The 23,567-nt window shown below is 73.6% G+C and carries 21 protein-coding genes, 1 tRNA gene and 1 pseudogene; 14 read left to right on the plus strand and 9 right to left on the minus strand.

All coding sequences use genetic code 11. From position 1 onward, the window contains the following. Positions 1-88 precede the first annotated feature (88 nt). The gene (locus AQJ64_RS34615; protein ID WP_059203283.1) at positions 89-1,075 is read left to right on the plus strand and encodes an aldo/keto reductase; all 987 of its coding nucleotides are present in this window, start codon (positions 89-91) and stop codon (positions 1,073-1,075) included. After that, a complete protein-coding gene (locus AQJ64_RS34620) occupies positions 1,072-3,243 on the plus strand; it encodes an ATP-dependent DNA helicase (protein ID WP_059203284.1) in 2,172 nt (723 codons plus the stop codon). Before AQJ64_RS34615 ends, AQJ64_RS34620 begins: the two co-directional genes overlap by 4 nt. Positions 3,244-3,505: 262 nt before the next feature. Here AQJ64_RS34620 and AQJ64_RS34625 read toward each other — a convergent pair whose 3' ends face one another. Then, positions 3,506-4,228 (minus strand): hypothetical protein, encoded by a 723-nt coding sequence (locus tag AQJ64_RS34625; protein ID WP_055638649.1) that lies wholly within the window; start codon positions 4,226-4,228, stop codon positions 3,506-3,508. Positions 4,229-4,275: 47 nt separating this feature from the next. Between AQJ64_RS34625 and AQJ64_RS34630 the strand changes: the two genes are divergently transcribed. Next, a complete protein-coding gene (locus AQJ64_RS34630) occupies positions 4,276-4,464 on the plus strand; it encodes a DUF5703 family protein (protein ID WP_007380901.1) in 189 nt (62 codons plus the stop codon). 69 nt (positions 4,465-4,533) lie between these two features. Here AQJ64_RS34630 and AQJ64_RS34635 read toward each other — a convergent pair whose 3' ends face one another. The 3 genes from AQJ64_RS34635 to AQJ64_RS34645 all read right to left on the minus strand — a co-directional run bounded on the left by AQJ64_RS34635 (position 4,534) and on the right by AQJ64_RS34645 (position 7,310). Continuing rightward, positions 4,534-5,424, minus strand: coding sequence for a chaplin (locus AQJ64_RS34635; protein WP_055638648.1), 891 nt, complete (start codon positions 5,422-5,424; stop codon positions 4,534-4,536). A 189-nt stretch (positions 5,425-5,613) separates the two neighbouring features. Beyond that, the gene (gene chpH, locus AQJ64_RS34640) at positions 5,614-5,847 is read right to left on the minus strand and encodes a chaplin ChpH (protein ID WP_055638647.1); all 234 of its coding nucleotides are present in this window, start codon (positions 5,845-5,847) and stop codon (positions 5,614-5,616) included. Positions 5,848-5,990: 143 nt separating this feature from the next. Then, positions 5,991-7,310, minus strand: coding sequence for a M20/M25/M40 family metallo-hydrolase (locus AQJ64_RS34645; protein WP_059203285.1), 1,320 nt, complete (start codon positions 7,308-7,310; stop codon positions 5,991-5,993). A gap of 201 nt (positions 7,311-7,511) precedes the next feature. Between AQJ64_RS34645 and AQJ64_RS34650 the strand changes: the two genes are divergently transcribed. The 4 genes from AQJ64_RS34650 to AQJ64_RS34665 all read left to right on the plus strand — a co-directional run bounded on the left by AQJ64_RS34650 (position 7,512) and on the right by AQJ64_RS34665 (position 13,660). Then, positions 7,512-7,596 (plus strand) — tRNA-Leu (locus AQJ64_RS34650). Positions 7,597-7,868: 272 nt separating this feature from the next. Further along, a complete protein-coding gene (locus tag AQJ64_RS34655; RefSeq protein WP_055637622.1) occupies positions 7,869-11,747 on the plus strand; it encodes a Pls/PosA family non-ribosomal peptide synthetase in 3,879 nt (1,292 codons plus the stop codon). Between the two features lie 166 nt (positions 11,748-11,913). Further along, positions 11,914-13,257, plus strand: a complete 1,344-nt coding sequence (locus AQJ64_RS34660) for a M1 family metallopeptidase (RefSeq protein WP_055637621.1) — start codon at positions 11,914-11,916, stop codon at positions 13,255-13,257. 28 nt (positions 13,258-13,285) lie between these two features. Beyond that, positions 13,286-13,660: a YchJ family protein gene (locus AQJ64_RS34665; RefSeq protein WP_099054104.1), complete on the plus strand. Its 375-nt coding sequence runs from the start codon at positions 13,286-13,288 to the stop codon at positions 13,658-13,660. A gap of 1 nt (position 13,661) precedes the next feature. Here AQJ64_RS34665 and AQJ64_RS34670 read toward each other — a convergent pair whose 3' ends face one another. Next, on the minus strand, positions 13,662-14,363 hold the full coding sequence (locus tag AQJ64_RS34670; protein WP_055637619.1) for a FadR/GntR family transcriptional regulator: 702 nt from the start codon (positions 14,361-14,363) through the stop codon (positions 13,662-13,664). Positions 14,364-14,494: 131 nt separating this feature from the next. On the opposite strand from AQJ64_RS34670, the gene AQJ64_RS34675 reads away from it, so the two are divergent. The 3 genes and pseudogenes from AQJ64_RS34675 (at position 14,495) to AQJ64_RS50255 (ending at position 17,863) form a co-directional block, all read left to right on the plus strand. Next, positions 14,495-15,013, plus strand: a complete 519-nt coding sequence (locus AQJ64_RS34675; protein ID WP_055637618.1) for a gluconokinase — start codon at positions 14,495-14,497, stop codon at positions 15,011-15,013. A 46-nt stretch (positions 15,014-15,059) separates the two neighbouring features. Next, positions 15,060-16,456 (plus strand): annotated as a pseudogene (locus AQJ64_RS34680) (GntT/GntP/DsdX family permease). Between the two features lie 63 nt (positions 16,457-16,519). After that, complete coding sequence (locus AQJ64_RS50255) at positions 16,520-17,863, plus strand: hypothetical protein (RefSeq protein WP_059203286.1); 1,344 nt, start codon at positions 16,520-16,522, stop codon at positions 17,861-17,863. 16 nt (positions 17,864-17,879) lie between these two features. Here the strand turns inward: AQJ64_RS50255 and AQJ64_RS34690 are convergent, their stop codons facing one another. The 3 genes from AQJ64_RS34690 to AQJ64_RS34700 all read right to left on the minus strand — a co-directional run bounded on the left by AQJ64_RS34690 (position 17,880) and on the right by AQJ64_RS34700 (position 20,233). After that, complete coding sequence (locus AQJ64_RS34690; protein WP_055634857.1) at positions 17,880-18,500, minus strand: cytochrome b/b6 domain-containing protein; 621 nt, start codon at positions 18,498-18,500, stop codon at positions 17,880-17,882. Next, complete coding sequence (locus tag AQJ64_RS34695; protein WP_055634856.1) at positions 18,484-19,209, minus strand: molybdopterin-dependent oxidoreductase; 726 nt, start codon at positions 19,207-19,209, stop codon at positions 18,484-18,486. The genes AQJ64_RS34690 and AQJ64_RS34695 overlap by 17 nt, the downstream gene beginning before the upstream one ends. Before the next feature lie 73 nt (positions 19,210-19,282). Continuing rightward, a complete protein-coding gene (locus tag AQJ64_RS34700; RefSeq protein ID WP_055634855.1) occupies positions 19,283-20,233 on the minus strand; it encodes a hypothetical protein in 951 nt (316 codons plus the stop codon). A 342-nt stretch (positions 20,234-20,575) separates the two neighbouring features. On the opposite strand from AQJ64_RS34700, the gene AQJ64_RS34705 reads away from it, so the two are divergent. After that, positions 20,576-21,469 carry a DMT family transporter gene (locus AQJ64_RS34705; RefSeq protein WP_055634860.1) on the plus strand — a complete coding sequence of 298 codons (894 nt, stop codon included), beginning with the start codon at positions 20,576-20,578 and terminating at the stop codon, positions 21,467-21,469. Positions 21,470-21,519: 50 nt separating this feature from the next. Next, complete coding sequence (locus tag AQJ64_RS34710) at positions 21,520-22,035, plus strand: NUDIX domain-containing protein (protein WP_055634854.1); 516 nt, start codon at positions 21,520-21,522, stop codon at positions 22,033-22,035. Here the strand turns inward: AQJ64_RS34710 and AQJ64_RS34715 are convergent. Continuing rightward, positions 22,010-22,705: a hypothetical protein gene (locus AQJ64_RS34715; protein ID WP_055634853.1), complete on the minus strand. Its 696-nt coding sequence runs from the start codon at positions 22,703-22,705 to the stop codon at positions 22,010-22,012. The genes AQJ64_RS34710 and AQJ64_RS34715 overlap by 26 nt on opposite strands. Positions 22,706-22,770: 65 nt before the next feature. On the opposite strand from AQJ64_RS34715, the gene AQJ64_RS34720 reads away from it, so the two are divergent. Continuing rightward, positions 22,771-23,163 carry a YidH family protein gene (locus tag AQJ64_RS34720; protein WP_055634852.1) on the plus strand — a complete coding sequence of 131 codons (393 nt, stop codon included), beginning with the start codon at positions 22,771-22,773 and terminating at the stop codon, positions 23,161-23,163. Next, positions 23,160-23,486: a DUF202 domain-containing protein gene (locus tag AQJ64_RS34725; protein ID WP_055634851.1), complete on the plus strand. Its 327-nt coding sequence runs from the start codon at positions 23,160-23,162 to the stop codon at positions 23,484-23,486. Before AQJ64_RS34720 ends, AQJ64_RS34725 begins: the two co-directional genes overlap by 4 nt. Positions 23,487-23,567 lie beyond the last annotated feature (81 nt).

Here is a 23,567-nt window from a genome sequence, read left to right on the forward strand (position 1 = left end):
GGGTGGCCGGGGCCCGTGGGTGACGCGCGGAGATTCCGTTGTCCACAGGCAACCCACGGCCCAGTTCTGGCCAGTAATCTCGGCGTTCATGGAGCAGAGGCATCTCGGCCGCACCGGCCTGCGTGTGTCCCGCATCGGGCTCGGCACCCTGACCTGGGGGCGTGACACCGACGAGCACGACGCCGCGGACCTCTTGAAGACGTTCTGGGAGGCGGGCGGCACCCTCGTCGACACGGCGGACGTGTACGGCGACGGAGAGGCCGAGTACCTGCTGGGGCGGCTCATAGACGGCCTGGTGCCCCGCCGGGACCTGATCATCTCCACCAAGGCGGGCAGTGTGCCCGACCCCGACCGCCGCTTCGACGGCTCGCGGGGCCATCTCCTCGCCGCCCTGGACTCCTCCCTCGCCCGGCTCGGCACGGACCACGTCGACATCTGGCACGTCCACGCCTTCGACCCGGACACCCCGCTGGAGGAGACGCTCCAGGCCCTCGACATCGCGGTCGCCAGCGGCCGCGCCCGCTACGCCGGGGTGTCCAACTTCTGCGGCTGGCAGATCGCCAAGGCCGCCACCTGGCAGCTCGCCGCACCCGGCGTCCGTACCCGGCTCGCCAGCACACAGATGGAGTACTCGCTGCTCCAGCGCGGCGTGGAGCGCGAGGTGCTGCCGGCCGCGCTGGACCTGGGCATCGGGCTGCTGCCGTCCTCGCCGCTCGGCCGGGGCGTCCTCACCGGCAAGTACCGGGGCGACGCCCTGCCGCCCGACTCGCGCGCCGCCTCCGACCACTTCGCGCCCTTCGTCGAGCCGTACCTCGACGACACCGCGAGCCGCATCGTCGACGCCGTGACCACCGCGGCGGACGGACTCGCGGTGACCCCGCTCCAGGTCGCCCTGGCCTGGGTCCGCGACCGGCCCGGGGTGGCCGCCCCCGTGGTCGGCGCGCGCAACGCGCAGCAGCTCACGGCGGCGTTGTCAGTGGAGGCCCTTACTCTTCCTGACGAGATCTGCCGGGCTCTCGACGACGTGTCGGCGCCCGTGCACCGCTATCCCGATCACGACTGGAGCACGCTGTGAGCACGGAACCGGATTCCTCGGACGACACCGAGAACACCGGGCCGGGGACACCGGACGGTGACGACAGCGCCCCGGCCGCGACCGGGAGCGAGAGCGAGGAGACCGCCGCGGCACCGGCCGCCGAGGGCGGGAGCACCGGGGGCGAGGCAGCCGCCCAGGTCACCGAGGCCCAGGCCGAGCTGGCCGCCCAGAAGCTGGAGCGGGAGCGGATCGAGCGGCGCAAGGCCGACAAGGCGGGGCCCATCGACAGCGGGGCCAAACTCAGCGGCACGGCCGCCGACCTGCTCGCGGCGGTCCGGGCCGTGGAGAGCGGGGCCAGACCCGCCGCCACCGTCTTCAGCGCACCGGAACCCCCGCGCCGCCTCGCCGCCCCGGAACCCGTACCGCGCCCGCAGCCGGTGCCCGCCGGGACCCCGGCCGCTCCCCCGGCCCCCGCCCAGGAGACCGTGGCGGCCGTCCGGCGCGTGCTGACCGACGGCGGTGCCCCCGAGGCGCTCGCCCCGCAGGTCGCCGGGGCACTCGGCGAGGGCGCCGAGGACCTGCTGCGCGAGGACCCCTGGCAGCTGCTGCGGGTCACCGGTGTACGGCCGGAGCAGGCCGACGGGTTCGCCCGGGCCCTGCTCGGCGCGGAGTGCGCCCCCGACGACGAGCGACGGGGCCGCGCCCTGACGGTCTGGCTCCTGGAACAGGCGGCCCTGGCCGGTCACACCGCGCTGGAACTCCCGGCGCTCACCGCGGCCCTCGCCCAGCGGTCCGTGCCGGACGCCGACGAGGCCGTGCAGAGCGCCCTGGCCGAGGGCGAGGCGCTCGCCTTCCAGGACGCGGTGGAGGAGCCCGGGACACCGCCCTCCGAGGGCGGCACCGAAGAGGCCGAGGGCGACCGTCCGGTCCGTGTCCTGATCGGCCTGGAGCGGTACGCGCTCGCGGAGGAGAGCCTCGCCGACGGCCTGGCCCGGATCGTGAACTCCCTGGCCAAGGAGGCCGCCACGGGGGCGGGGTGGGAGTCGGCCGCCGCCTCGGCGTCCGGCAGCGCCGCCGAGCTGATCCGTGCCGTCGCCGGGCACGGCCTGGTGCTGCACACCGGTGGCGAGGCCGCCCGCACCGAACCGGTCGCACTGCTCACCGCCGCCCGCTCCCTGGACCTGCGCGCGGTCGCGGCCTGTCACACCCCGGACGGCCGGGACCGCGTCGCGGCACGAGCGGGCGAGGCGGACTCCGCCGTCACCGTGCACGGGCTGCTGGCGGGCACCGAGGGCCCCGGCCGGGACGCCGACGGAGCGCTCGCCCTGGACCTGCTGATCGTGCCGGACGCGCCGCGGCTCGACGTGGAGAGCGCCGCGATGGTGGTCGAGTCGCTGCCGGACGGCGCGCGGCTGGTGCTGAGCGGTGATCCGGCTCAGCTGTGGTCGGCCGGTCCGGGCCGGGTCTTCGCCGATCTGCTCGCCGCCCGGGTGTGCCCGCAGATCGCCTCGCGCACCCCCGACCCCGGCCCGCTCGGCGAGCTGCTCTCCGGGATCGGCATCGGCGAGCTCAACCAGGTCGAGGCGCCCGGCAAGGAGTTGGTGATCGTGCCGGTGCGGGACGCGGCCGAGGCCGTGCACCGGACCCTGCAACTCGTGCTGGAGTCGGTGCCGCGGGCCTTCGGCGTCGAGCCGGGCCGGACGGTGGTGATCACCCCGGGCCATGGCGGCGCGGCCGGCACCCGCGCGCTCAACGCCGCGCTCAAGGAACGCCTCAACCCCGGGCCCGGCCGCTTCGGCGGCTTCGACCCCGGGGACGTGGTCGCCCACTCCGCCGCGCCGGGGCGGACCGTGCTGGGCCGGGTGGAGAAGGCCGACGCGGACGGACTGCACCTGTCCTGTGCGGGCGCCCCCGTCGTCGTACCGAAGGAGCGGGTGGAGCAGTCCGTGCGGCACGGCTGGGCGCTGACCGCGCACCAGGCGGTGGGCAGCCGGTGGCCGGCGGCGGTCGTGGTGCTGCCCGGCGACGCCGCGCAGGCCCTCTCCCGGCCGTGGGTGTACACGGCGTTCGGGCGGGCGGAGCGGCATCTGTCCGTGGTGCACGGTGTCGAGCAGGCGCTGGCGCGAGCCGTCGCCGAGGTCCCGGCGAAGCCGCGCACGACCCGGCTGCCGGTCCTGCTGCGCACCCAGGTCCCGCCGGCCGGCTGAACCGCCCCGGAGCGGGACGCGAGCGGCGGCCGGGTCGGGGTCTCCCCCGTCCCGGCCGCCGCCGTGTGCCGTCCAGCTGCCCGCGGACGTCGATCGCCTAGTGCCGCGGCAGGCAACGTCTGCCCGTCAAGGAGCGGCGTCCGGTGCGTGCTCTCGGCGTGCCGGCCGGAAGTCCTCGTACTGGACGTACTTGGGCTTTCGGCCGGTGCGGCGAGAGTGCGTGCCGGGCGTCGCGACGGGGCGAACGTTGCCTGCCGCGGCACTAGCGCCGGTCGACGTCCAGCGGCTCCAGGTCCCCGTCCAGGTCGTCGCTCTCGACGTCGTCGTCGAGTTCGTCCAGTTCGGCCGCGAGATCCTCGCCGTCCTCGTCCTCGTCCTCGTCCTCGTCGAGGTCGTCGAACACCGCGCTCACGTCGAACCGGCAGACCACCCGCTGGGGATCGGCCTGGTCGAACGGGGCCTCCAGCCACTCGCCCGGTTCGGCCGTTTCGTCGGCGGCGAGCACCCACAGTGTGGAGTCGCCCTCCTCCAGGCCGAACTCCTTGTGCCGGGAGGCGATCTCGTCCGGTTCGAACTCACCGAACAGGATGCCCAGGGCCCCGTGCACGGTGCCGGAGACCTCCGTGCCCTCGTCGTCCGCCGCCTCGACCCGCTGGGCCTGGGCGAGCAACCGCTGCGGCTCCGCGACGGCGTAGTCCCGGCGGATCAGCACGCTGAGCGCGTTCGGCTCCTCGGGTCCGGTGTACGGAGGCAGGGAGTCGTCCGCGCCGGGGATCTCGAAGGGCGTGACCTCGTCGTAGCGGTCGTAGAGCAGTTCGTCGTAGACCTCGGCGGCCGCGGCCAGCTCGTTGAACGCCTCGTAGACGGCCGGGTCGTCCTCCCCCGTCCTGCGTTCGACCGCGGCCAGATGGCGGTCGAGCGCGGTCTTGACCGCCTCGGCGGCGGCGCGTACCTCGGCAGCGGTGGGCTGCGCAGCATCAGACATAGTGCAGACGCTATCCGTACGAGGCCCCAGCCCGCACAATAGATGCGATGCCGGAATACGAATTTGTCGACGTGTACGTACCGCGCGGGGTCTCCCGCAAGGACGCGACGCGTCTGCTGACCGACCATGCCGAGTACGGACACTGGGAGTTGGACCGCCTGAGCCTGATGCGCGACGGCAGTCGCAGAGTGCGGCTGCGCCGACGGATCATCCGCCAGGTACGTGCCACATGGTGAAGTGAGCGACACACACGGAGCGGGCCCCGCCGAGGCGGGGCCCGCTCCGTTGTCCGGCCTCCCGTGGGATCACAGGGAGGTGCGCGCCTTGCGGTAGAGCAGCGCGCCGGCGAGCAGCGCGCCCGCGCCGGCCGGCAGGGCGAGGCCGAGCGGGAGCTCGCTTCCGGTCTCGGCGAGCTGGGCGCCGCCGGCGACCGTGCCGGCGGTGCCGGTGGGCCGGTGGTCGGTCACGGAGTGGGCCGGGGTGCCGCGGCCCGGGGTGGACGGCACGGCCTCGGGCCCGGACGGGGTGGAGCCGTGGCCGACCGGCTTGCCGGGGGTGTGGTGGCCCGGCGTGCCCGGCGTCTCGTGGCCGCGGTCCGGCGGGGTGCCGTATCCGTGGCCGCCGCCGTTGTCGCAGTCGTTGCCGTAGGACGGGTTGAGGATCCCGATGCCGTCGACGCTGTTGCCGCAGACGTTCACCGGGACGTCGATCGGGGCCTGGACGTGGTTGCCGGAACCGACACCGGGCGAGCCACCGGTGTGACCGCCCGCCTGCGCGCCCCCGGAGCCCGGGTACGCGCCGTAGCCGCCGTCGTGACCGCCGTGACCGCCGTGCTGACCGCCCCAGTGGCCTCCCCCGTTGCCACCGTGACCGCCACCGTGACCGCCGCCGTGCTGGCCGCCGCCGTACGCGTGGTCGCTGTCGCCGTAGCCGCCCGGTGCGCGGTGCCGGCCGCCCTGGGTGGCGCAGGAGTTGCCGAACGCCGGGTTGAGGAGCCCGACGACGTCGATGGTGTTGCCGCACACGTTGACCGGGACGTTCACCGGCGCCTGCACCGTGTTGCCGGACGCGACGCCGGGCGAGTCGGTGGCGAAGCCGTTCGCCCCCGAGTCGGCGTGCGCGTAGCCGCCGGCGGCGGCGATCACCCCCGTGGCCGCCGCCACAGTCATGAGGCTTTTGCGGGTGACCTGTCGCATTGCTGTTTCCTGCTTTCGATCTCGTCCTCGACCTGAATTCCCGCATCATTCCAGTTCCCGGGAAATCTCTCGGGACATTCGGGCCGTTCGAATTCTTCGGCCATTCCTTCGGAAAAGACCGGTCGGCCCCGGAGCGCATGGCGCGCGCTCCGGGGCCGACGGTGTGGACGACCCCTCAGCGGGTCGACGTCACTTGTTGATGCAGACGTTGCCGAAGGCGGGGTTCAGCAGCCCGATCACCGAGATCGTGTTGCCGCAGACGTTCACCGGGACATGCACCGGAACCTGGATCACGTTGCCGGAAGCGACACCCGGGGAGTGCACCGCGGCACCCTGGGCACCGGCATCGGCGACGGCCAGGCCCGCGCCCGCGAGAACCAGCCCACCAGTGGCAGCCGCAGCAGCGACGACCTTCTTGATCATTATTCCTCCTTGTTGGCAAAAGCGATCCTCAGCAGCGGACCGCATCACCAGTAACGAGGGGGAATTAATGAGGCTACGCGCTTATCGGCGCATTCACTCTTCTCAGTCGCACCCGCACGGGCGCGCGAATCTCCTCGTGTGATTCAGGATGCGTCGATGAACCGGTCGAGCACCCGCACCCCGAACTTCAGCCCGTCCACCGGCACCCGCTCGTCGACGCCGTGGAACATGCCCGCGAAGTCCAGCTCCGGGGGCAGCTTCAGCGGGGCGAAGCCGAAGCCGCGGATGCCGAGGTCGTCGAAGGACTTGGCGTCGGTGCCGCCGGAGAGCATGTAGGGGACCGCCTTCGCGGCCGGGTCCTCGGCGAGCAGCGCCGACTGCATGGCCTCGACGAGCGCCCCGTCGAAGGAGGTCTCCAGCGCCTTGTCGGAGTGCACGTCCTCGCGCCGGACGTTCGGGCCGAGCAGCCGGTCGAGGTCGGCGAGGAACTCCTCCTCGTACCCCGGCAGGAAGCGGCCGTCGACGTGCGCGGTCGCCTCGCCCGGGATCACGTTGACCTTGTAGCCGGCGCCGAGCTGGGTCGGGTTGGCGGTGTTGCTGAGGGTCGCGCCGATCAGCTTGGCGATACCGCCGAGCCGGGCGAGGGTGGACTGCATGTCCTCGGGGTCCAGCTCGGTGCCGAGGGCGTCGCCGAGCTCGTCGAGGAAGGCGCGGGTGGTCTTGGTGACCCGGACCGGGAAGGTGTGCCGGCCGAGCCGGGCGACCGCCTCGGACAGCTCGGTGATCGCGTTGTCCTTGTGGATCATCGAGCCGTGCCCGGCGGTGCCGGCCACGGTCAGCTTCATCCAGTGCATGCCCTTCTCGGCCGTCTGGATCAGATAGAGCCGCCGCTCCTCGCTCACGGTGAACGAGAAGCCGCCGACCTCGCTGATCGCCTCGGTGACGCCGTCGAAGAGCCCCCGGTGGTGGTCGACCAGGTGACGGGCGCCGTACAGACCGCCGGCCTCCTCGTCGGCGAGGAACGCGAGGACGATGTCCCGGGGCGGCTTGCGCCCGGAGCGCATCCGGTCGCGCACGACCGCCAGGGTCATCGCGTCCATGTCCTTCATGTCGACCGCGCCGCGGCCCCACACACAGCCGTCCGTGACCTCCCCGGAGAAGGGGTGGTGGGTCCAGTCGACCGCGTTGGCCGGGACGACGTCGAGGTGGCCGTGGATGAGCAGCGCGGGCCGGGACGGGTCCTCGCCCTCGATTCGGGCCACGGTGGAGGCGCGCCCCGGGTGCGACTCGAAGATCTGCGGCTCGAGCCCGACCTCGGAGAGCTTCTCGGCGACCCACTCGGCCGCCTTGCGCTCACCCGGGCCCGAGTGGTCGCCGTAGTTGCTGGTGTCGATCCGGATGAGGTCGCGGCAGAGGTCCACGACCTCGTCCTCGCCGGTGACGTTCCTGGCCGTGTCGCTCACGCTGCTTCCTCCCGCTGTCCTTGCCGGTTCCCCCTCATCCTCCCCCCCGGTGGCACCCCCGCCCAAGGCCGGTCCCGGCCCGTCACACTCCGTTCACGTGGAGCCGTGCCTCCCGTCCGACCAGGCGTGATCGGGCACCCTCGAAAGCCTGGTAGTGTTTACGACGTCGCCGCGAGGGAAACCCCGCGCGACAGACACCTTGTCCGGGTGGCGGAATGGCAGACGCGCTAGCTTGAGGTGCTAGTGCCCTTTATCGGGCGTGGGGGTTCAAGTCCCCCCTCGGACACGTGAGAACAGCGAGGGTCGCGACCATGGGTCGGGGCCCTCGCTTGCTGTGTGTGGCCGATCTCTCCCCGGTCGAAGATCACGCAGGTCACCACCGGTCACCGGGGTGCGGAAGGTCCCCCGAACGGCGTTCCCCGGTCGCCGACAGAAGGGGGCGAGCCTAGCGTCGTACTAAAATTTCCGGCTTGTTACGGAGCCGGTCCGGACAACCCCAGGCAGACCTGCGGGCCCGCCGGCGCCCCGGAGGCTTCCGGGATCGAGACGCGAGGACCGATGGCAGCGATTCACGAGAGCAGTGCTCTCGGCCTGCTCGACGAAGAAATCCGCGTACAACTCGGTGACCGGGCGCGCTTCTCCGGCGGGCCCGCCGCTTCCTCCCGCACGCTCGTCGACGTCTTCGAGGGGTCCGTGCGGTCGTACCCGGACGAACTCGCCCTGGACGACGGCAGCACGCCCCTGACCTACCGGGCGCTCGCCGTGGAGGTGGAGCGGCTGCGACGCCGGCTCGACGCCGCCGGGGTCGGGCTCGGGGACCGGGTCGGGGTGCGGGTGCCGTCCGGCACCAACGACCTCTATGTCGCGATCCTCGCCGTGCTCGCGGCGGGTGCCGCCTATGTGCCCGTGGACGCCGAGGACCCCGACGAGCGGGCCGAGCTGGTGTTCGGCGAGGCGGACGTGCGGGCCGTGATCGGCGCCGGGCACGAGATCACCGCTCACGAGATCACCGCTCACGGGGCCTCCGGCACGCGGGCCGCCCGCCCGACGGTCGAGCACGACGCGTGGATCATCTTCACCTCCGGCTCCACCGGCAAGCCCAAGGGGGTGGCCGTCAGTCACCGCGGCGCCGCCGCCTTCGTGGACGCCGAGGCCGCGCTGTTCCTCACCGAGGAGCCCATCGGGCCCGGTGACCGTGTGATGGCGGGTCTCTCGGTGGCCTTCGACGCCTCCTGCGAGGAGATGTGGCTGGCGTGGCGGTACGGCGCCTGTCTGGTGCCGGTGCCCCGGTCGCAGGTCAGGAGCGGCGCCGATCTCGGGCCCTGGCTGGTCGAGCAGGAGATCACCGTGGTCTCCACCGTGCCGACGCTGGCCGCGCTCTGGGAGCCGGAGACCCTCACCGACGTCCGTCTGCTGATCTTCGGCGGTGAGGCCTGCCCGCCCGAGCTGGTGCAGCGGCTGGTGACCGAGGGCCGGGAGGTCTGGAACACGTACGGGCCGACCGAGGCGACCGTGGTGGCCTGCGCCTCGCTGATGTCGGGCGAGGAACCGGTCCGGATCGGGCTGCCGCTGCGGGGCTGGGAGCTGGCCGTCGTGGACGAGGCCGGCGAGCCGGTGCCGATGGGCGAGAGCGGCCAGCTGGTGATCGGCGGGGTCGGCCTCGCGCGCTACCTCGACGCCGAGAAGGACGCGGAGAAGTACGCGCCGCTTCCGTCGCTGGGCTGGGAGCGGGCGTACCGCAGCGGTGACCTGGTCAAGGCCGAGCCCGAGGGGCTGGTCTTCCTCGGGCGGGCCGACGAGCAGATCAAGCTCGGCGGGCGGCGCATCGAGCTGGGCGAGGTGGACGCGGCGCTCCAGGCGCTGCCGGGTGTCGCGGGCGCGGCGGCGGCCGTACGGACCGCGCGCAGCGGCAACCAGCTGCTCGTCGGGTACGTCGTCACCCAGGACGGCTGGGACCGGGCGGAGGCGGTGGAGCGGCTGCGGGCCGCGCTGCCGGCCGCGCTGGTGCCGCTGCTGGCGCCGGTCGGCGAGCTGCCGACCCGGACGTCCGGCAAGGTCGACCGCAACGCGCTGCCGTGGCCGCTCGACAGTGTCGAGGTGCCGGCGGGCGAGGATCTGTACGGCACCGAGGCATGGCTGGCCGAGCAGTGGGCCGCGGTCCTCGGCATGCCGGTGACGAGCCGCTCCGACGACTTCTTCGCGATCGGCGGCGGCAGTCTGGCCGCGGCCCAGCTCACCACCCGGCTGCGCACCCGCTACCCGAGCGCGGCCGTCCTGGACATCTACCAGCAGCCGGTGCTGCGCAGACTGGCCCGTCGGCTGGAGGAGTCGGCGCACGACGAGGGCGGCAGCCGTACGGTCGCGCCGGTGCCGAAGAAGACGCAGTGCGTGCAGCTCCTGTTGCTCCTTCCGCTGTTCACCCTGCTCGGGCTGCGCTGGACGGTCGTGCTGGCCGCGCTGGGCAATCTGCTGTCCGGGTACGGCTGGCTGCCGACCGCGTCCTGGTGGCTGGTGGCCGCCGGAGCACTGCTCTTCTTCAGCCCGCCGGGGCGGATCGCCGTGGCGGCGGGCGGGGCACGGCTGCTGCTGCGGGGCGTGACGCCCGGCCGGTATCCGCGCGGCGGCTCGGTGCATGTGCGGCTGTGGGCGGCGGAGCGGCTGGCCGAGTTCAGCGGGGCGACCACGCTGACCGGGGCCTGGCTGGAGCGGTACGCCCGGGCGCTGGGCGCCAGGATCGGGCCGGACGTCGATCTGCACTCGCTGCCGCCGGTGACCGGGCTGCTCAAGCTCGGGCGCGGGGCGGCCGTGGAGTCCGAGGTGGATCTGTCCGGGTACTGGCTGGACGGCGACCGGCTGGAGATCGGTACGGTCAGGGTGGGTGCGCACGCTGTCGTCGGCACGCGCAGCATGCTCTTCCCGGGGGCCCGGGTCGGCAAGCGCGCCGAGGTGGCGCCGGGCTCGGCGGTCACCGGGCAGGTCCCGACCGGTCAGCGCTGGGCGGGCGCGCCCGCGGTCAAGCTCGGCAAGGCCAAGCGGAACTGGCCCAAGGAGCGGCCGCAGCGCGGCACGTACTGGCGGATCATGTACGGCGTGACCGGTCTGGCGCTGAATCTGCTGCCGGTGGCGGCGGCGGTGGCCGCGCTCGCGGTGGCCCGGATGTTCGTGACGCCGGGCGCCGGACTGGGCGGTGCGCTGCGCGGGGCGGTGCTGGCGCTGGTCCCGGCGACGCTCGCCTACGGGCTGGCGTACGCGCTGCTGCTCCTGGTCGCCGTACGGCTGCTGAGCCTGGGGCTGCGCGAGGGCACGCATCCGACGCACAGCCGGGTGGGCTGGCAGGCCTGGACGGTGACCCAGCTGATGGACCGCTCCCGCGAGACGCTGTTCCCGCTGTACGCGGGGCTGGTGACACCGCTGTGGCTGCGGCTGCTCGGGATGCGGATCGGGCGGGGCGCGGAGGTGTCGACCGTGCTCGCGCTGCCGAGTCTGACGACGGTCGGCGAGGGAGCGTTCCTGGCCGACGACACGCTGACCGCGCCGTACGAGCTGGGCGGCGGCTGGGTGCGGATCGGGCGCGCGGAGATCGGGCGGCGGGCGTTCCTCGGGAACTCGGGGATGACCGCGCCGGGCCGCAGCGTGCCGGACGGCGGCCTGGTCGGGGTCCTGTCGGCGACGCCGAAGAAGGCGAAGAAGGGCAGTTCCTATCTGGGGCTGCCGCCGGTGAAGCTGCCGCGCAACACGGCCGACGGCGACCAGAGCCGGACGTACGAACCGCCCGCGCGGCTGCTGTGGGCGCGCGCTCTGGTGGAGCTGTGCAGGATCGTGCCGGTGTTCTGCTCGGCGGCGCTGGCCGTGCTGACGGTGGCCGCGCTGTGCGCCCTCGGGGTGTGGGCGCCGCTGCTGGGCGGGCTGGTGCTGCTCGGCACGGGTGTGGCGGCCTGTCTGCTGTCGGTGGTCGCGAAGTGGCTGCTGGTGGGGCGGCACCGCACCGGGGAGCATCCGCTGTGGAGTTCCTTCGTGTGGCGCAACGAGCTGGCGGACACCTTCGTCGAGGTGGTCGCCGTGCAGTGGCTGGCGGGCGCGGTGCCGGGTACACCGGTGATGACGGCGTGGCTGCGCGGGCTCGGGGCGCGGATCGGCCGGGGCGTGTGGGTGGAGAGCTACTGGCTGCCGGAGGCGGATCTGGTGACACTGGAGGACGGGGCCACGGTGGGCCGCGGATGCGTCCTGCAGACTCACCTCTTCCACGACCGGATCTTGCGGACGGATACTGTGGTCCTCCGTGAGGGCGCCACGCTGGGCCCTGGCGGGATCGTGCTGCCCGGCAGCACGGTCGGGGCCCGTACGACCCTGGGTCCCGCGTCGCTCGTCATGGCCGCGGAGTCCGTCCCGGACGACACCCGCTGGCTGGGCAATCCGATCGAGGCATGGCGTCCCTGAGCGCGGGGGAGGGGATGTCTCATGGATCAGGCCGGACCTGAGTCACGGCAACTGATCTACTGACCCCGCGACCCCGGCATGATCCATGAGACACCCCCGCGGCTCGGTGGCTGCGGGCGGCGCACCGGCAAGCGGTTCGAGTACGGCGCAGGGAGCGGACGCGGAAGTGGCAGTGCAGCAGTCAGTGGGTTCGGACCCGTATTTCCCGGACAACGGCGATCCCCGTTACCGGGTGCATCGCTACGAACTCACGCTGGACTACCGTCCCGGCCCGAACCGGCTGTCGGGCACGGCCCGGATCAACGCGATCGTGGGCCGGGCGCCGCTGGCCGAATTCCAGCTGAACCTGGCCGACTTCAGGATCGGGCGGGTCCGGGTGGACGGCCGGCAGCCGCACTACACGCACCGGGGTGGAAAGCTGCGCATCCGCCCCGCCAAGTCGCTGCGCGCGGGGGCCGCCTTCACGGTCGAGATCCACTGGTCGGGCAATCCCAAGCCGGTGTCGAGCCCGTGGGGCGGGATCGGCTGGGAGGAGCTGACGGACGGGGCGCTGGTGGCGAGCCAGCCGGTGGGGGCGCCCTCGTGGTACCCGTGCAACGACCGTCCCGCCGACAAGGCGTCGTATCTGATCTCGGTCACGACGCCGTCGGCGTACTCGGTGGTGGCGGGCGGCCGGCTGCTGACCCGGACCACGAAGGCGTCCACGACGACCTGGGTGTACGAGCAGTCGGCGCCGACGTCGAGCTATCTGGTCGGGCTGTCGATCGGCAAGTACCAGACGGTGCTGCTGGGCGATCCCGGGCTGGGCGGGGTGCCGATGCACGGCCACATACCGGCGCACCTCCTGCCCCAGTTCTCCCGGGACTTCGCACGCCAGCCGGGGATGATGGACCTCTTCCAACGGCTGTTCGGGCCCTACCCGTTCGACGAGTACGCGGTGGTCGTGGCCGACGAGGAACTCGATGTCCCGGTAGAAGCCCAGGGGTTGTCGCTGTTCGGCGTCAACCATGTGGACGGGGCCCGGGGTTCGGAGCGCCTGGTCGCGCACGAGCTGGCCCACCAGTGGTTCGGCAACAGCGTGTCGATCGCCGACTGGCGGCACATCTGGCTCAACGAGGGCTTCGCGAAGTACGCGGAGTGGCTGTGGTCGGAGCGGTCGGGCGGCCGCAGCGCACAGCAACTGGCCGCCGCCGCGCACCGGTTGCTGTCCTCACGGCCGCAGGACCTGAAGCTGGCCGACCCCGGCCGCAAGACGATGTTCGACGACCGGCTGTACCAGCGCGGCGGGCTCGCCGTGCATGCGCTCCGGTGCGCGCTCGGCGACGACGCGTTCTTCCGGATGCTGCGCGGCTGGCTCGGGCTGCACCGGGGCGGCGCGGTCACGACGGCCATGTTCACGGCCCACGCGGCCCGGTTCACCCCGGAACCCCTGGACGAGCTGTTCGAGGCCTGGCTGTACCGGCCCGCGCTGCCGCCGCTGCCCCTGACCGAGACCCGCGCGACGGCCTAGGGGGCGTCTCCCTGGGACAATGCCCGCCATGACCACGCGTTCCTGCCCGTGCGGGCTGCCCCCGTCGTACGACGCCTGCTGCGGCCGTTACCACCGGGGTCCCGCCGGCGCCCCCACCGCCGAGGCGCTGATGCGGTCGCGCTACTGCGCCTTCGTGAAGGGTGACGTGGCGTATCTGATGCGGACCTGGCATCCGCGGACCCGGCCGGCGCGGCTGGACCTCGATCCAAGCATGCGGTGGACGGGACTGGAGATCCTCGCGACGAGGGACGGGTCGGCGTTCCACACGAGGGGGACGGTGGAGTTCCGGGCGTCCTTCCGGGGCGGCTCGCTGCACGAGGTGAGCCGGTTCGAGCGGGTGGAGGGGGCCTGGGTGTACGTCGACGGGGACTTCCGCGACTGACCTACGGCGCGAGGACGTCGAGTTCCTGGAGGGCGCCGGCCATGATCTCGCGGGTGAGCTGCTCGGCGCGGGGGCCGTCGCCCGCACGGATCACCTCGGCCAGCCGGACGTGCAGGGTGACGGCCGCCGGGTCCGGGTCCTCGAACATGACCCGGTGATGGGTACGGCCGGTGAGGACCTCGGCCACGACGTCACCGAGGCGGGCGAACATCTCGTTGCCGGACGCGGTGAGGACCACGCGGTGGAAGGCGATGTCGTGCAGGAGGTAGCCCTCCAGCCGGTGGCCCCGGGAGTGGGCCACCATGCCGAGCGCGCACTCGGTGAGCTCCGCGCACTGCTCGGCCGTGGCGTGGCGCGCCGCCAGGCCCGCCGCGACCGGTTCGATCGCCGAGCGCAGGACGGTGAGCGAGCGCAGTTGGTGCGGGCGGTCGGCGCCGGCCAGCCGCCAGCGGATGACCTGTGGGTCGTAGACGTTCCACTCGGCCTTGGGGCGGACCGTCACGCCCACGCGGCGGCGGGACTCGACCAGGTGCATGGACTCCAGGACACGGACCGCCTCGCGCATCACGGACCGTGAGACGTCGAAGCGCTGGGCCAGCTCGTCGGTCCGCAACACGCTGCCCGGAGGGTACTCGCCGGCCGTGATGGCGGGGCCCAGGGTGTCCAGTACACGGCCGTGCAGACCCCGGCCCGGAGTGGTCATGCACTCAGCGTACGGGGTGGATCACCGAGCCAAAAAGTCAGACTTATTCGTCGCAGGCTCTTGATTCATCGTACCTAATCGGTTTCAGTGTCCGTCGACATCAGGTGTCGTCGGAAGACAGCGAGGCAAAGATGCGTACCCCCCACGTCATCGCCGTGATGGGTGTCGCCGGCACGGGCAAGACCACGATCGGTCACCTGCTCGCCACCCGGCTCGGTGTTCCCTACGCCGAGGGCGACGACTTCCATCCGCCGGCCAGCATCGCCAAGATGTCGGCCGGCGTCCCGCTGGAGGACGCGGACCGGTGGCCGTGGCTGGACGCCATCGGCGCCTGGGCGCACGGGCGGGCCGGACGGGGCGGCGTGGTCAGCTGCTCGGCGCTGAAGCGGGCGTACCGGGACCGGCTCCGCGCCACGGCGCCGGGGCTGGTGTTCGTGCACCTCGCGGGCGACCGGGCGCTGATCGAGGACCGGATGGGGCACCGGCGGGGCCACTTCATGCCGACGGCGCTGCTGGACTCCCAGTTCGCCACGCTCCAGCCGCTCCAGCCGGACGAGGCCGGGGTCGTCGTCGACGTCTCCGGCACGCCCGAGGAGATCACCGAGCGGGCCGTACGCGCGCTCGCCGGGCTGTCCGACAGCCGCCTGTGAACCTCCCCCTCTCCCTCCCCCTCCTTCACCCCTGCAAGGGACACCCGTGACCAGACTCGGCGTCGAGATGCTGGCAGCGGACACCGCCGAGCCCATCACCTCGGCCGGCCACGCTCAGCTGGGACTCGCGGTGCTGGCGGGCATCGCCGTCATCGTGCTGCTCATCACCCGGTTCGCCCTCCACGCCTTCCTGGCGCTGACCATCGGCTCGCTCGCGCTCGGCGCGTCAGCCGGGGCGCCGCTCGACAAGGTCATCACCAGCTTCACCACCGGACTCGGCGCCACGGTCGCCAGTGTCGGCGTGCTGATCGCGCTCGGCGCGATCCTCGGCCGGATGCTCGCGGACTCCGGCGGCGCCGACCAGATCGTCGACACGATCCTGGCCAGGGCGGGCGGGCGTGCGATGCCCTGGGCGATGGTGCTGATCGCCTCGGTGATCGGTCTGCCGCTGTTCTTCGAGGTCGGCGTCGTGCTGCTGATCCCCGTGGTGCTGATGGTGGCGAGGCGGGGCCCCACTCGCTCCTGCGGATCGGCATCCCGGCGCTGGCCGGCCTGTCCGTGATGCACGGACTGGTGCCGCCGCACCCCGGCCCGCTGGTCGCGATCGACGCGGTCGGCGCCAACCTGGGCGTCACGCTGGCGCTCGGCGTGCTGGTCGCGATCCCCACGGTCGTCATCGCGGGCCCGGTGTTCTCCCGGTTCGCCGCCCGCTGGGTGGACGTCCCGGCGCCCGAGCGCATGATCCCGCAGCGGCCGTCGCAGGAGCTGGAGCGGCGGCCCGGCTTCGGGGCCACCCTCGCCACCATCCTGCTCCCCGTGGTGCTGATGCTGTCGAAGGCGCTGGTCGACATCGTCGTGGACGACCCCACACACACCGTGCAGCGCGTCTTCGACGTCGTCGGCTCCCCGCTGATCGCGCTGCTCGCGGCCGTCCTCGTCGGCATCTTCACCCTCGCCCGGCCCGCCGGGTTCGCCAAGGAACGAATATCCGGCCTGGTCGAGAAGGGGCTCGCGCCCATCGCGGGCATCCTGCTGATCGTCGGCGCGGGCGGCGGCTTCAAGCAGACGCTGATCGACTGCGGTGTGGGGCGGACGGTCCTGGAGATCTCCGAGGACTGGTCGATCCCGGCCCTGCTGCTGGCCTGGCTGATCGCGGTGGCGATCCGGCTGGCGACGGGCTCGGCGACGGTGGCCACGGTCTCGGCCGCCGGTCTGGTCGCCCCGCTCGCCGCCGACATGTCCACGACCCACACGGCCCTGCTCGTCCTGGCGATCGGCGCCGGCTCACTGTTCTTCAGCCATGTCAACGACGCCGGTTTCTGGCTGGTCAAGGAGTACTTCGGGGTCGGCGTCGGCCAGAACCTCAAGACCTGGTCGGTCATGGAGACCCTGATCTCGGTCGTCGCGGGCGGGCTGGTGCTGCTGCTCTCACTCGTCCTGTAGGGGTTCCGCCGGGCGGTGCGGGCGGCCCATGATGACCTCGGGGGCGACGACTGGGGGGACGTCATGGCCGTATCGCTGGGGACGCGTGTGTCGGCGCTGCTCTTCGTGGGGGCGATCGCCGTGGCCACGGCCGCCGTGACGGACCCGGGCGGTTCCGCGCCGCGGGGCGGCGCGGGGACGAACCTGTCCGGCGGGACGGCCGGGGGCCCGGACGGGGTGATGTCCGGCGGGCCCGTCGCGGAGGTTCCGCCCGCGTCGCCGTCGCCGGGGCCCAGCGCACTGGGGTCCGGGGGCGCGGAGGCGGACACGAGCGCCCCGCGCGCGCCGGGGGTCTCCCGTACGCCGTCACCGAGCGGGCCTACGACGGCGGCGCCCGCCGCTCCCGCCTGGTTGCCGCCCGGCCCCGTCTCCCCCGACACCGATCACCGGCCCGACCCGGACAGCGTCTACGACCTGCTCCGCTCGCCGGACCGCTGCCGGGACGCCCTCGCGCAGATCCCCCGCGCCTCCGTCGGCGACGACTGGAAGGTCCTGCGGGGGCTCGCCCATGCCTGCCTCGCCGTCCAGGGGCGCGAGAGCGGGGGCTGGGCGGCGGCGGAGCGGGACCGTGCGGCGCTCACGGGAGTGCTCAACACCTGCAAGGGGCGGGCCGCCGAGCGGGTGCTGGCCGGTCTCCTCGCCTTCCACCGGTCCCGTCCCTCGGCCACCGCCCGGCTCACGGCCGCACCGGTCACCGCCGCGCCCGCCTGCGCGTACGCGATCGCCTCGGTCGACGTGGGCGGCGACGGCGAGGCCCGGCCCGGCGATCCGATCCGGATCGAGCTGCGCGGCACCTACTTCGACCACGCGGAACTGCTGCGGGAGGGGACGGTGCTCGTCGGGGGGCGTCCGGCGGCCGGGCCGCTGCACGCCGTCGCGCAGTCCGGGGACGGGCTGGTGCTGGCCGCCGTGGTCCCGGACCTCGGCCTCGGCGCCGCGCAGGGGTCCGTCGGGGTGACCGTGAGCGTGCGGTACGCGACGACGGAGGCGGTGAAGGTGAACGCGTTCCGGGTACCGGGACCGGAGGTGAGCGGCCCGACCCAGAACCCGGGCGCCTCCGGCTCACCGGGCGGGCCGGGTGGGTCGGGCGGGCCGGGCGGGCCGGGCTGGTCGGGCGGGCCGGGCGGGCCGGGCGGGGGCGGGCCGGGTGGGTCGGGTGCAGCCGACTCCGGCGGGACCGGGCTCGTCGGTCCGTCCGGCTCCGGCTCCGGCCCCGCCGGGCTGCTCGGCGCGTCCGGCTCGGCCGCCGGGCTCGCCGGTTCCGCCGCAGAGCGCGACGCACCGGTCGCCGTCATCAGCGCCTTCGACGGCCTCCGCTCACCCGGCCCACGCCCCTGGCCCCTGAGCATTCCAGGGCCACGCCCCTGAGCGGCCCCCGGCCCGGCTAAGGCCGCCAGAGGGAGTGCTCGCGCTCCGCCCACTCCCGGCTCACCGAGCCGGTGCGCATGCCGTGGCGGGCCTCCGGGTCGGCGAGGGCCATGCCGATATGGCCGGCGAGGACGACGCCGATGGTGAGGGCGAGCCAGTCGTGGACGAACGTCGCGCTGGTCCGCCACATGATCGGGGTGAGATGGGTGAACCACATCATGAGACCGGTGCCGAGCATCACCAGCGTCGCCCCGGCGATCCAGGCCGCGTAGACCTTCTGCCCGGCGTTGAACTTGGCCGCCGGACGCGACTCGGGCCGTCTGTCCCGGCGCAGGGCGGCACGCAGCCAGCGGCGGTCGTGCGGGCCGAAGCGGTTGAGATGGCCGAGGTCGGCGCGGAACGCGCGGGAGGCGAGGCCCCCGAGCACCGGCAGCGGAAGCAGGACGCCCGCGATCTCGTGGACGCGCACCACCAGCTCGCGGCGGCCGACGAGTTCCGCGAGCTCGGGGACGTACAGGAAGGCGGCCGTCAGCACGCACACGCCCATGAGGAGGGCGGTGGTGCGGTGGACCCACCGTTCGGCGCGGGTGAAGCGGGGGATCCGGGTCATGGGCGGCGCCTCAGCTCGTAGGCTCATCGTCCCGCCCGTTCGAACGGCCGACCCAGGCGTCCACGTCGTAGCCCCGGTCCTCCCAGTAACCGGGCTTCACGTCCTTGGTGACGGTGATGCCGGAGAGCCATTTGGCGGACTTGTAGAAGTACATCGGGGCCACATAGAGGCGGACCGGGCCGCCGTGGTCGTGGCCGAGGTCCTTGTCCTGCATGCGCAGGGCGACCAGGACGTCGGCGCGGCGGGCCTGGTCGAGGGTGAGGCTCTCGGTGTAGGTGCCGTCGAAGCAGGTGAAGCGGAGGGCGCCGGCCTCGGCCCGGACCCCGGCGGCGTCGAGGAGGTCGGAGAGCCGTACGCCCTCGAAGGCGGTGTCGGGCACCCGCCAGCCGGTGACGCACTGGACGTCCTTGACCATGCGGGTCTGCGGCAGGGCCCTGAGCTGGTCCAGGGTGTAGGTGGCGGGGCGGTCGACGAGGCCGTCGACGGTGAGGCGGTAGTTGGTGGCGTTCCTGTGCGGGACGGAGGCGGCCACGGAGTAGTAGCGGAAGCCGCCGCCGTTGGGGAGCAGTCCGGTCAGGCCGGTGGGGTCCTTTCCGGCGGCGCTGCCGAGGAAGGCCTCCAGGCCGCGCTGGAGCGGGGGCGCGGCGACGACCCCCAGGGCGCCGAGGGCGAGGGTGCCGAGGAAGACACGGCGGCCGACGGGGGTGCCGCGTTCCTCGGGCGGTTCGGGGTTCACGTATCCATTCGAACACCCGGGGGCCCGGCCGGACCAGGTTTCCCCGGCGCCGTCAGACTTCCGTCATCATTTCTTACCCCGCTCTCAGGCCGAGGGCCGCGGCGCGTGCCGAGCGGAAGGCGGGGCCGGGGGCGCGGTCCGGGTAGGACCAGGGCTCGGGGGTGAGGTGGTCGCCGATGTGCTGGAAGAGGGCGGCCGCCTCGGCGCCCCGGCCCTCGCAGACCTTGGCGTGGGCGAGGAAGTTCAGGTCGATCAGCCGGCGCGGGTGGCCGTCGTGCTCCCACTCCAGCCACCAGTCGAAGGCGGCCTTCATCACGTCCCGGGCGCGGGCGTCGCGCCAGTGTCCGGAGGCGGCCGGGTCGGCGGGGGCGAAGCCGTGGCCGGCCAGGACGCGGTAGCGCTCGGCGTGCGCGACGACCGGCAGGATGGCGAGCGGGGAGTCCGCGGGTGCCTGCTCGGCGGCCCAGGCGGCGAAGTCGTACACCTCGTGCAGCGGGTCCGGGCCGCTCGCGGCGCGGCGCTCGGCGAACCGGGCGACCATCAGATGGTGGGCGTGGTGGTGGTCGCGGTGGCGGGCGCGGATCTCCTCGAAGAGCCGTACGGCCTCCGCGCCGCCGTCGCGCTCGAGCAGGAGCAGGCCCAGCCAGGGTGTGGGGTCGGCGGGCACGCGCTCGGTGGCGGCGCGGCAGGCCGCGCGGGCGCCGGCCGGGTCCGCCCTGCCGCGCAGGGCGCGGCGGACCTGGGCCAGGGCGTGCAGGACACGTCCGTCGGGGCAGCCGGGGTGGGCGAGCAGCCAGTCGTGGGCCCAGGCGGCGGCGTACGGTTCCCGGGCGAGGACGGTGACGCGATGGGCGCGGCGGTCCCAGTCGTCGCCCGTGTGGGCGAGCAGGGAGCGGGCGGCCTGCCAGCGGCCCTGGGACAACGCGGCTCGGGCGGCACCCAGTGCGGTGTCGTCGAGGGCCGGGTCGGGGGTCCGGGCGGCGGCGCGTCGGCGGCCGCGACGGGAGAGTGGGGGTAGGGGCACCGCGGGACTTCCTCATCCTCCTCGGTGACGGCTCTGTCATCGGCCCGCGATCGGCCGATCACGCACAGCAAACCCCCCGTCACCGCCCGCGTCAAGGGCCGGGAATCCGTGACAGGTGTCAACTACTGTGACGGACAAGGAACTTGAGAATGCGCTTCCCCTGGTGGGGGGTGCGGTGCCGGAGCCGGCGGCGGACCGATGTGGCGTACGCCATGGCGCGGCCCGGCGGGAGCGCACACCATGGCTTTACGGCCTCCCGGGGGTATGCAGGGCGCTGGGAGGCTACAGTCGGCCACCTACGCACCCCGTCCGTGGCCCGACCGGATGATCGAGGTACGCAGCGTGTCGGTTCTGGTTCTTGTTCTCGCCGTGAGCGCCGCCTGTTGCCTGGGCTTCGGGTTCGTGCTCCAGCAGAACGCCGCCCAGAAGGCACCGCTCGGCGACTTCCTGTCGCCCCGGCTGCTGCTCGACCTGATCAAGGTGCCGCGCTGGCTGGGCGGTATCGGTCTGATGGTGGCGGGCATGGTGCTGGGCGCGATCGCCCTCGGGCAGGGCGAGGTCTCGCTGGTCGAACCGCTGCTCGCGACGAATCTGCTCTTCGCGCTCGCCCTGTCCCGCCGCCAGACCCGGCAGCCGCTGGGCCGCCAGGGCTGGGCGGGTCTCGCGCTGCTCGCGGGCGGCGTGACCGCGTTCATCGTGGCGGGGCAGCCGCGCGGCGGCACCGCGGTCACCGATCCGCTGCGGCACTGGCTGATCATCGGCGTGATGGTCGGTCTGGCGCTGCTGCTCACCGCGTACGCCAAACGCTCCCGGCTCAGCTCGGGCCCGGTGCTGCTCTCCCTCGCGGCCGGACTGCTCTACGGCGTCCAGGACGCCCTGACCCGGGTGAGCGGCCAGCGCTTCTCCGCGGGCGGGCTCGGCGAGCTGTTCACCGGCTGGCAGCCGTACGCGGTGCTCGCGCTCGGCGTGACCGGTCTGGTGCTGGTGCAGAGCGCCTTCGAGACGGCACCGCTGCGGATGTCGCTGCCCGCGCTGACCGCGGCCCAGCCGCTGGCCGGCATCGTCTGCGGGGTGGGCTTCCTCGGCGACCGGCTGCACACCGACACCGGTGCGCTGGCCTGGGAGGCGGCGGGGCTGGCCGCGGTGGTCGCGGGCATCGTGCTGCTCGGCATGCACCCGGCGATGCCCTCGGGCGTCGTACCGCGCGAGCGGGTCAGCAGCCTGCAGACCCAGTAGTCACGCGGCGGCCGGTCCCGTCGCCGGCGCGCGGCTGCTTGGATGGGCGTATGAGCGCTGCTGACGAGATCCTCGACATCGTCGACGAGAACGACCGCGTCGTCGGACAGTTCCCGCGGGGGCGGGCGTATGCCGAGGGGATGCGGCACCGGTGTGTGTTCATCCAGGCCCGGGACGCCGAGGGCCGTCTGTTCGTGCACCGCCGCACCCCGACCAAGCTGGTCTTCCCCTCCCTGTACGACATGTTCGTCGGCGGGGTGGTCGGGGCGGGCGAGGCCTACGACGAGGCCGCCCTGCGCGAGGCCGAGGAGGAACTCGGCGTGCGCGGGCTCCCCCACCCGGAGTTCCTCTTCAAGTTCCTCTACGACGGCGGCGCCCGCGGGAGCTGGTGGTCGGCGGTGTACGAGGTCCGCTGCGAGCTGGCGGTCAGCCCTCAGGTGGAGGAGGTCGCCTGGCACGCCTTCCTGTCCGAGGAGGAGGTCGAACGGCGGCTGCCGGAGTGGGAATGGGTGCCGGACGGGCTCGCGGCGTACGAACGGCTCAAGGAGTACCGGGCGGCGCGCTGAGCAGGGCCTCGCGTAGCGGCGGGTGCGCGCCGCTGCCGCCGCTGAGCGGGCTGCCGCCCGGTCCCGGCCAGTACGGGCTCTCCCAGAAGGGGTGGTCGAGGAACCGCCCGGCCGCAGCGGGGGCCGCCCGCGGATCCACGCCGACGGCGACCAGCGCGGCCGCTATCCGCTCCAGCGCCTCCTCGACGGGCGTGCCGGCGTCGCCGTAGGCGGGGAGCAGCAGGAGCAGCCGCCGGTCCGGGTCGCGGACCCCCTCGGCGTCCGCCGGTGCCGCGTGGGCCAGGGCGACCAGGTCCGGCCAGGACAGCCCCGGGCCCCTGAAGTGCCCCTCGATGGCCGCCAGCTCCCGCTCGCGGGGCAGGCCGGGCTCCGTGAGCAGGTAGTCCGTGCCGGAGTCGTCGGGGAAGTTGCGGTGCACCACCCATACCGTCCGTCCCCGCGGCAGCGGGATCCGGTACGCCGGCCACACGTCCGTCCCCTCGTACAGCGCCTCGGCCGCCGCGTCCACGTCCGCGTGGTCCGCGCCGAAGGGCTCCGGATCGTCCGCGAAGGCGTCCCAGACCGGGCCGTAGTACGCGGGCCAGAACCCGGGCAGGCCGAGGAGGTGCTCGGCGGGAGCGATGCCGTGCCCGGGCATCGCGTACCCGGCCAGTGCCGTGGGGTGGTCCATGCCCGAAACCGTAGCGGGAGGCACTGACAACGCCCCCGCGGGAGCCGCCGGGTAGGGTCCTGGGCGTGATCGCCTTCGTACGGAACGTCCGGTTGTGGTTCGCGCCCGAACAGGTGCGCGAGGAGGGCAGTACCCCGGACTACCGGTTCTCGCTGGCCAACGAGCGCACGTTCCTGGCGTGGCTGCGGACCGCGCTCGCGCTGATCGGCGGGGGTTTCGCGGTGGACCAGTTCCTGCCGGACCTGCGCTGGGGCTGGCGGGTCGGTCTCGCGCTGGCGCTGCTGGCGGCGGGCGTGCTGTGCTCGCTGCGCGCGGTGAACCACTGGATGCGCTGTGAGCGGGCGATGCGCCGGGGCGAGGATCTGCCGGCGTCCCGCTTCCCGGCGCTGCTGAGCGTGGTCGTCGCGCTGGTGGCGGTGGCGATGGTGGCCGTGGTGCTGCTCGGCTGGGCCGGATGAGCGCGGTGCGCGGGGTGGCGGACCGGGATCCGGGGCTCCAGCCGGAGCGGACGCGGCTGGCCTGGCGCCGGACGACGCTGTCGAGCACCGTCGCCGCCGTGCTCGCCGTGAAGACCGCGCTGCACGGCGGAGCCTCGGCGGCCGGGATCGTCGCCTGCGCCCTCGTCTGCGCGCTGTGGCTGGCCTTCCTGCTGCTCGCCCACCGCCGGATCCGCGCCCTGGCCGCGACCCCGGCGCCGACCGCCCTCCCCCCTCGGCAGGCCGCCCTCGCGGTGCTGTGCGCGATGGCCACGGCGGTGTGCGCGGCGGCGCTGGTGGTCTAGGTAGGGCGTGTGTCGAAAAGTCCCGTCCGGCCCGCGACGCCTGGCACGGCGCCTCGCCCTCCGGGCGGACGACGCTACTTT

Origin of the sequence: Streptomyces griseoruber (assembly GCF_001514205.1) — a bacterium.
Classification (GTDB): Bacteria; Actinomycetota; Actinomycetes; order Streptomycetales; family Streptomycetaceae; genus Streptomyces; species Streptomyces griseoruber.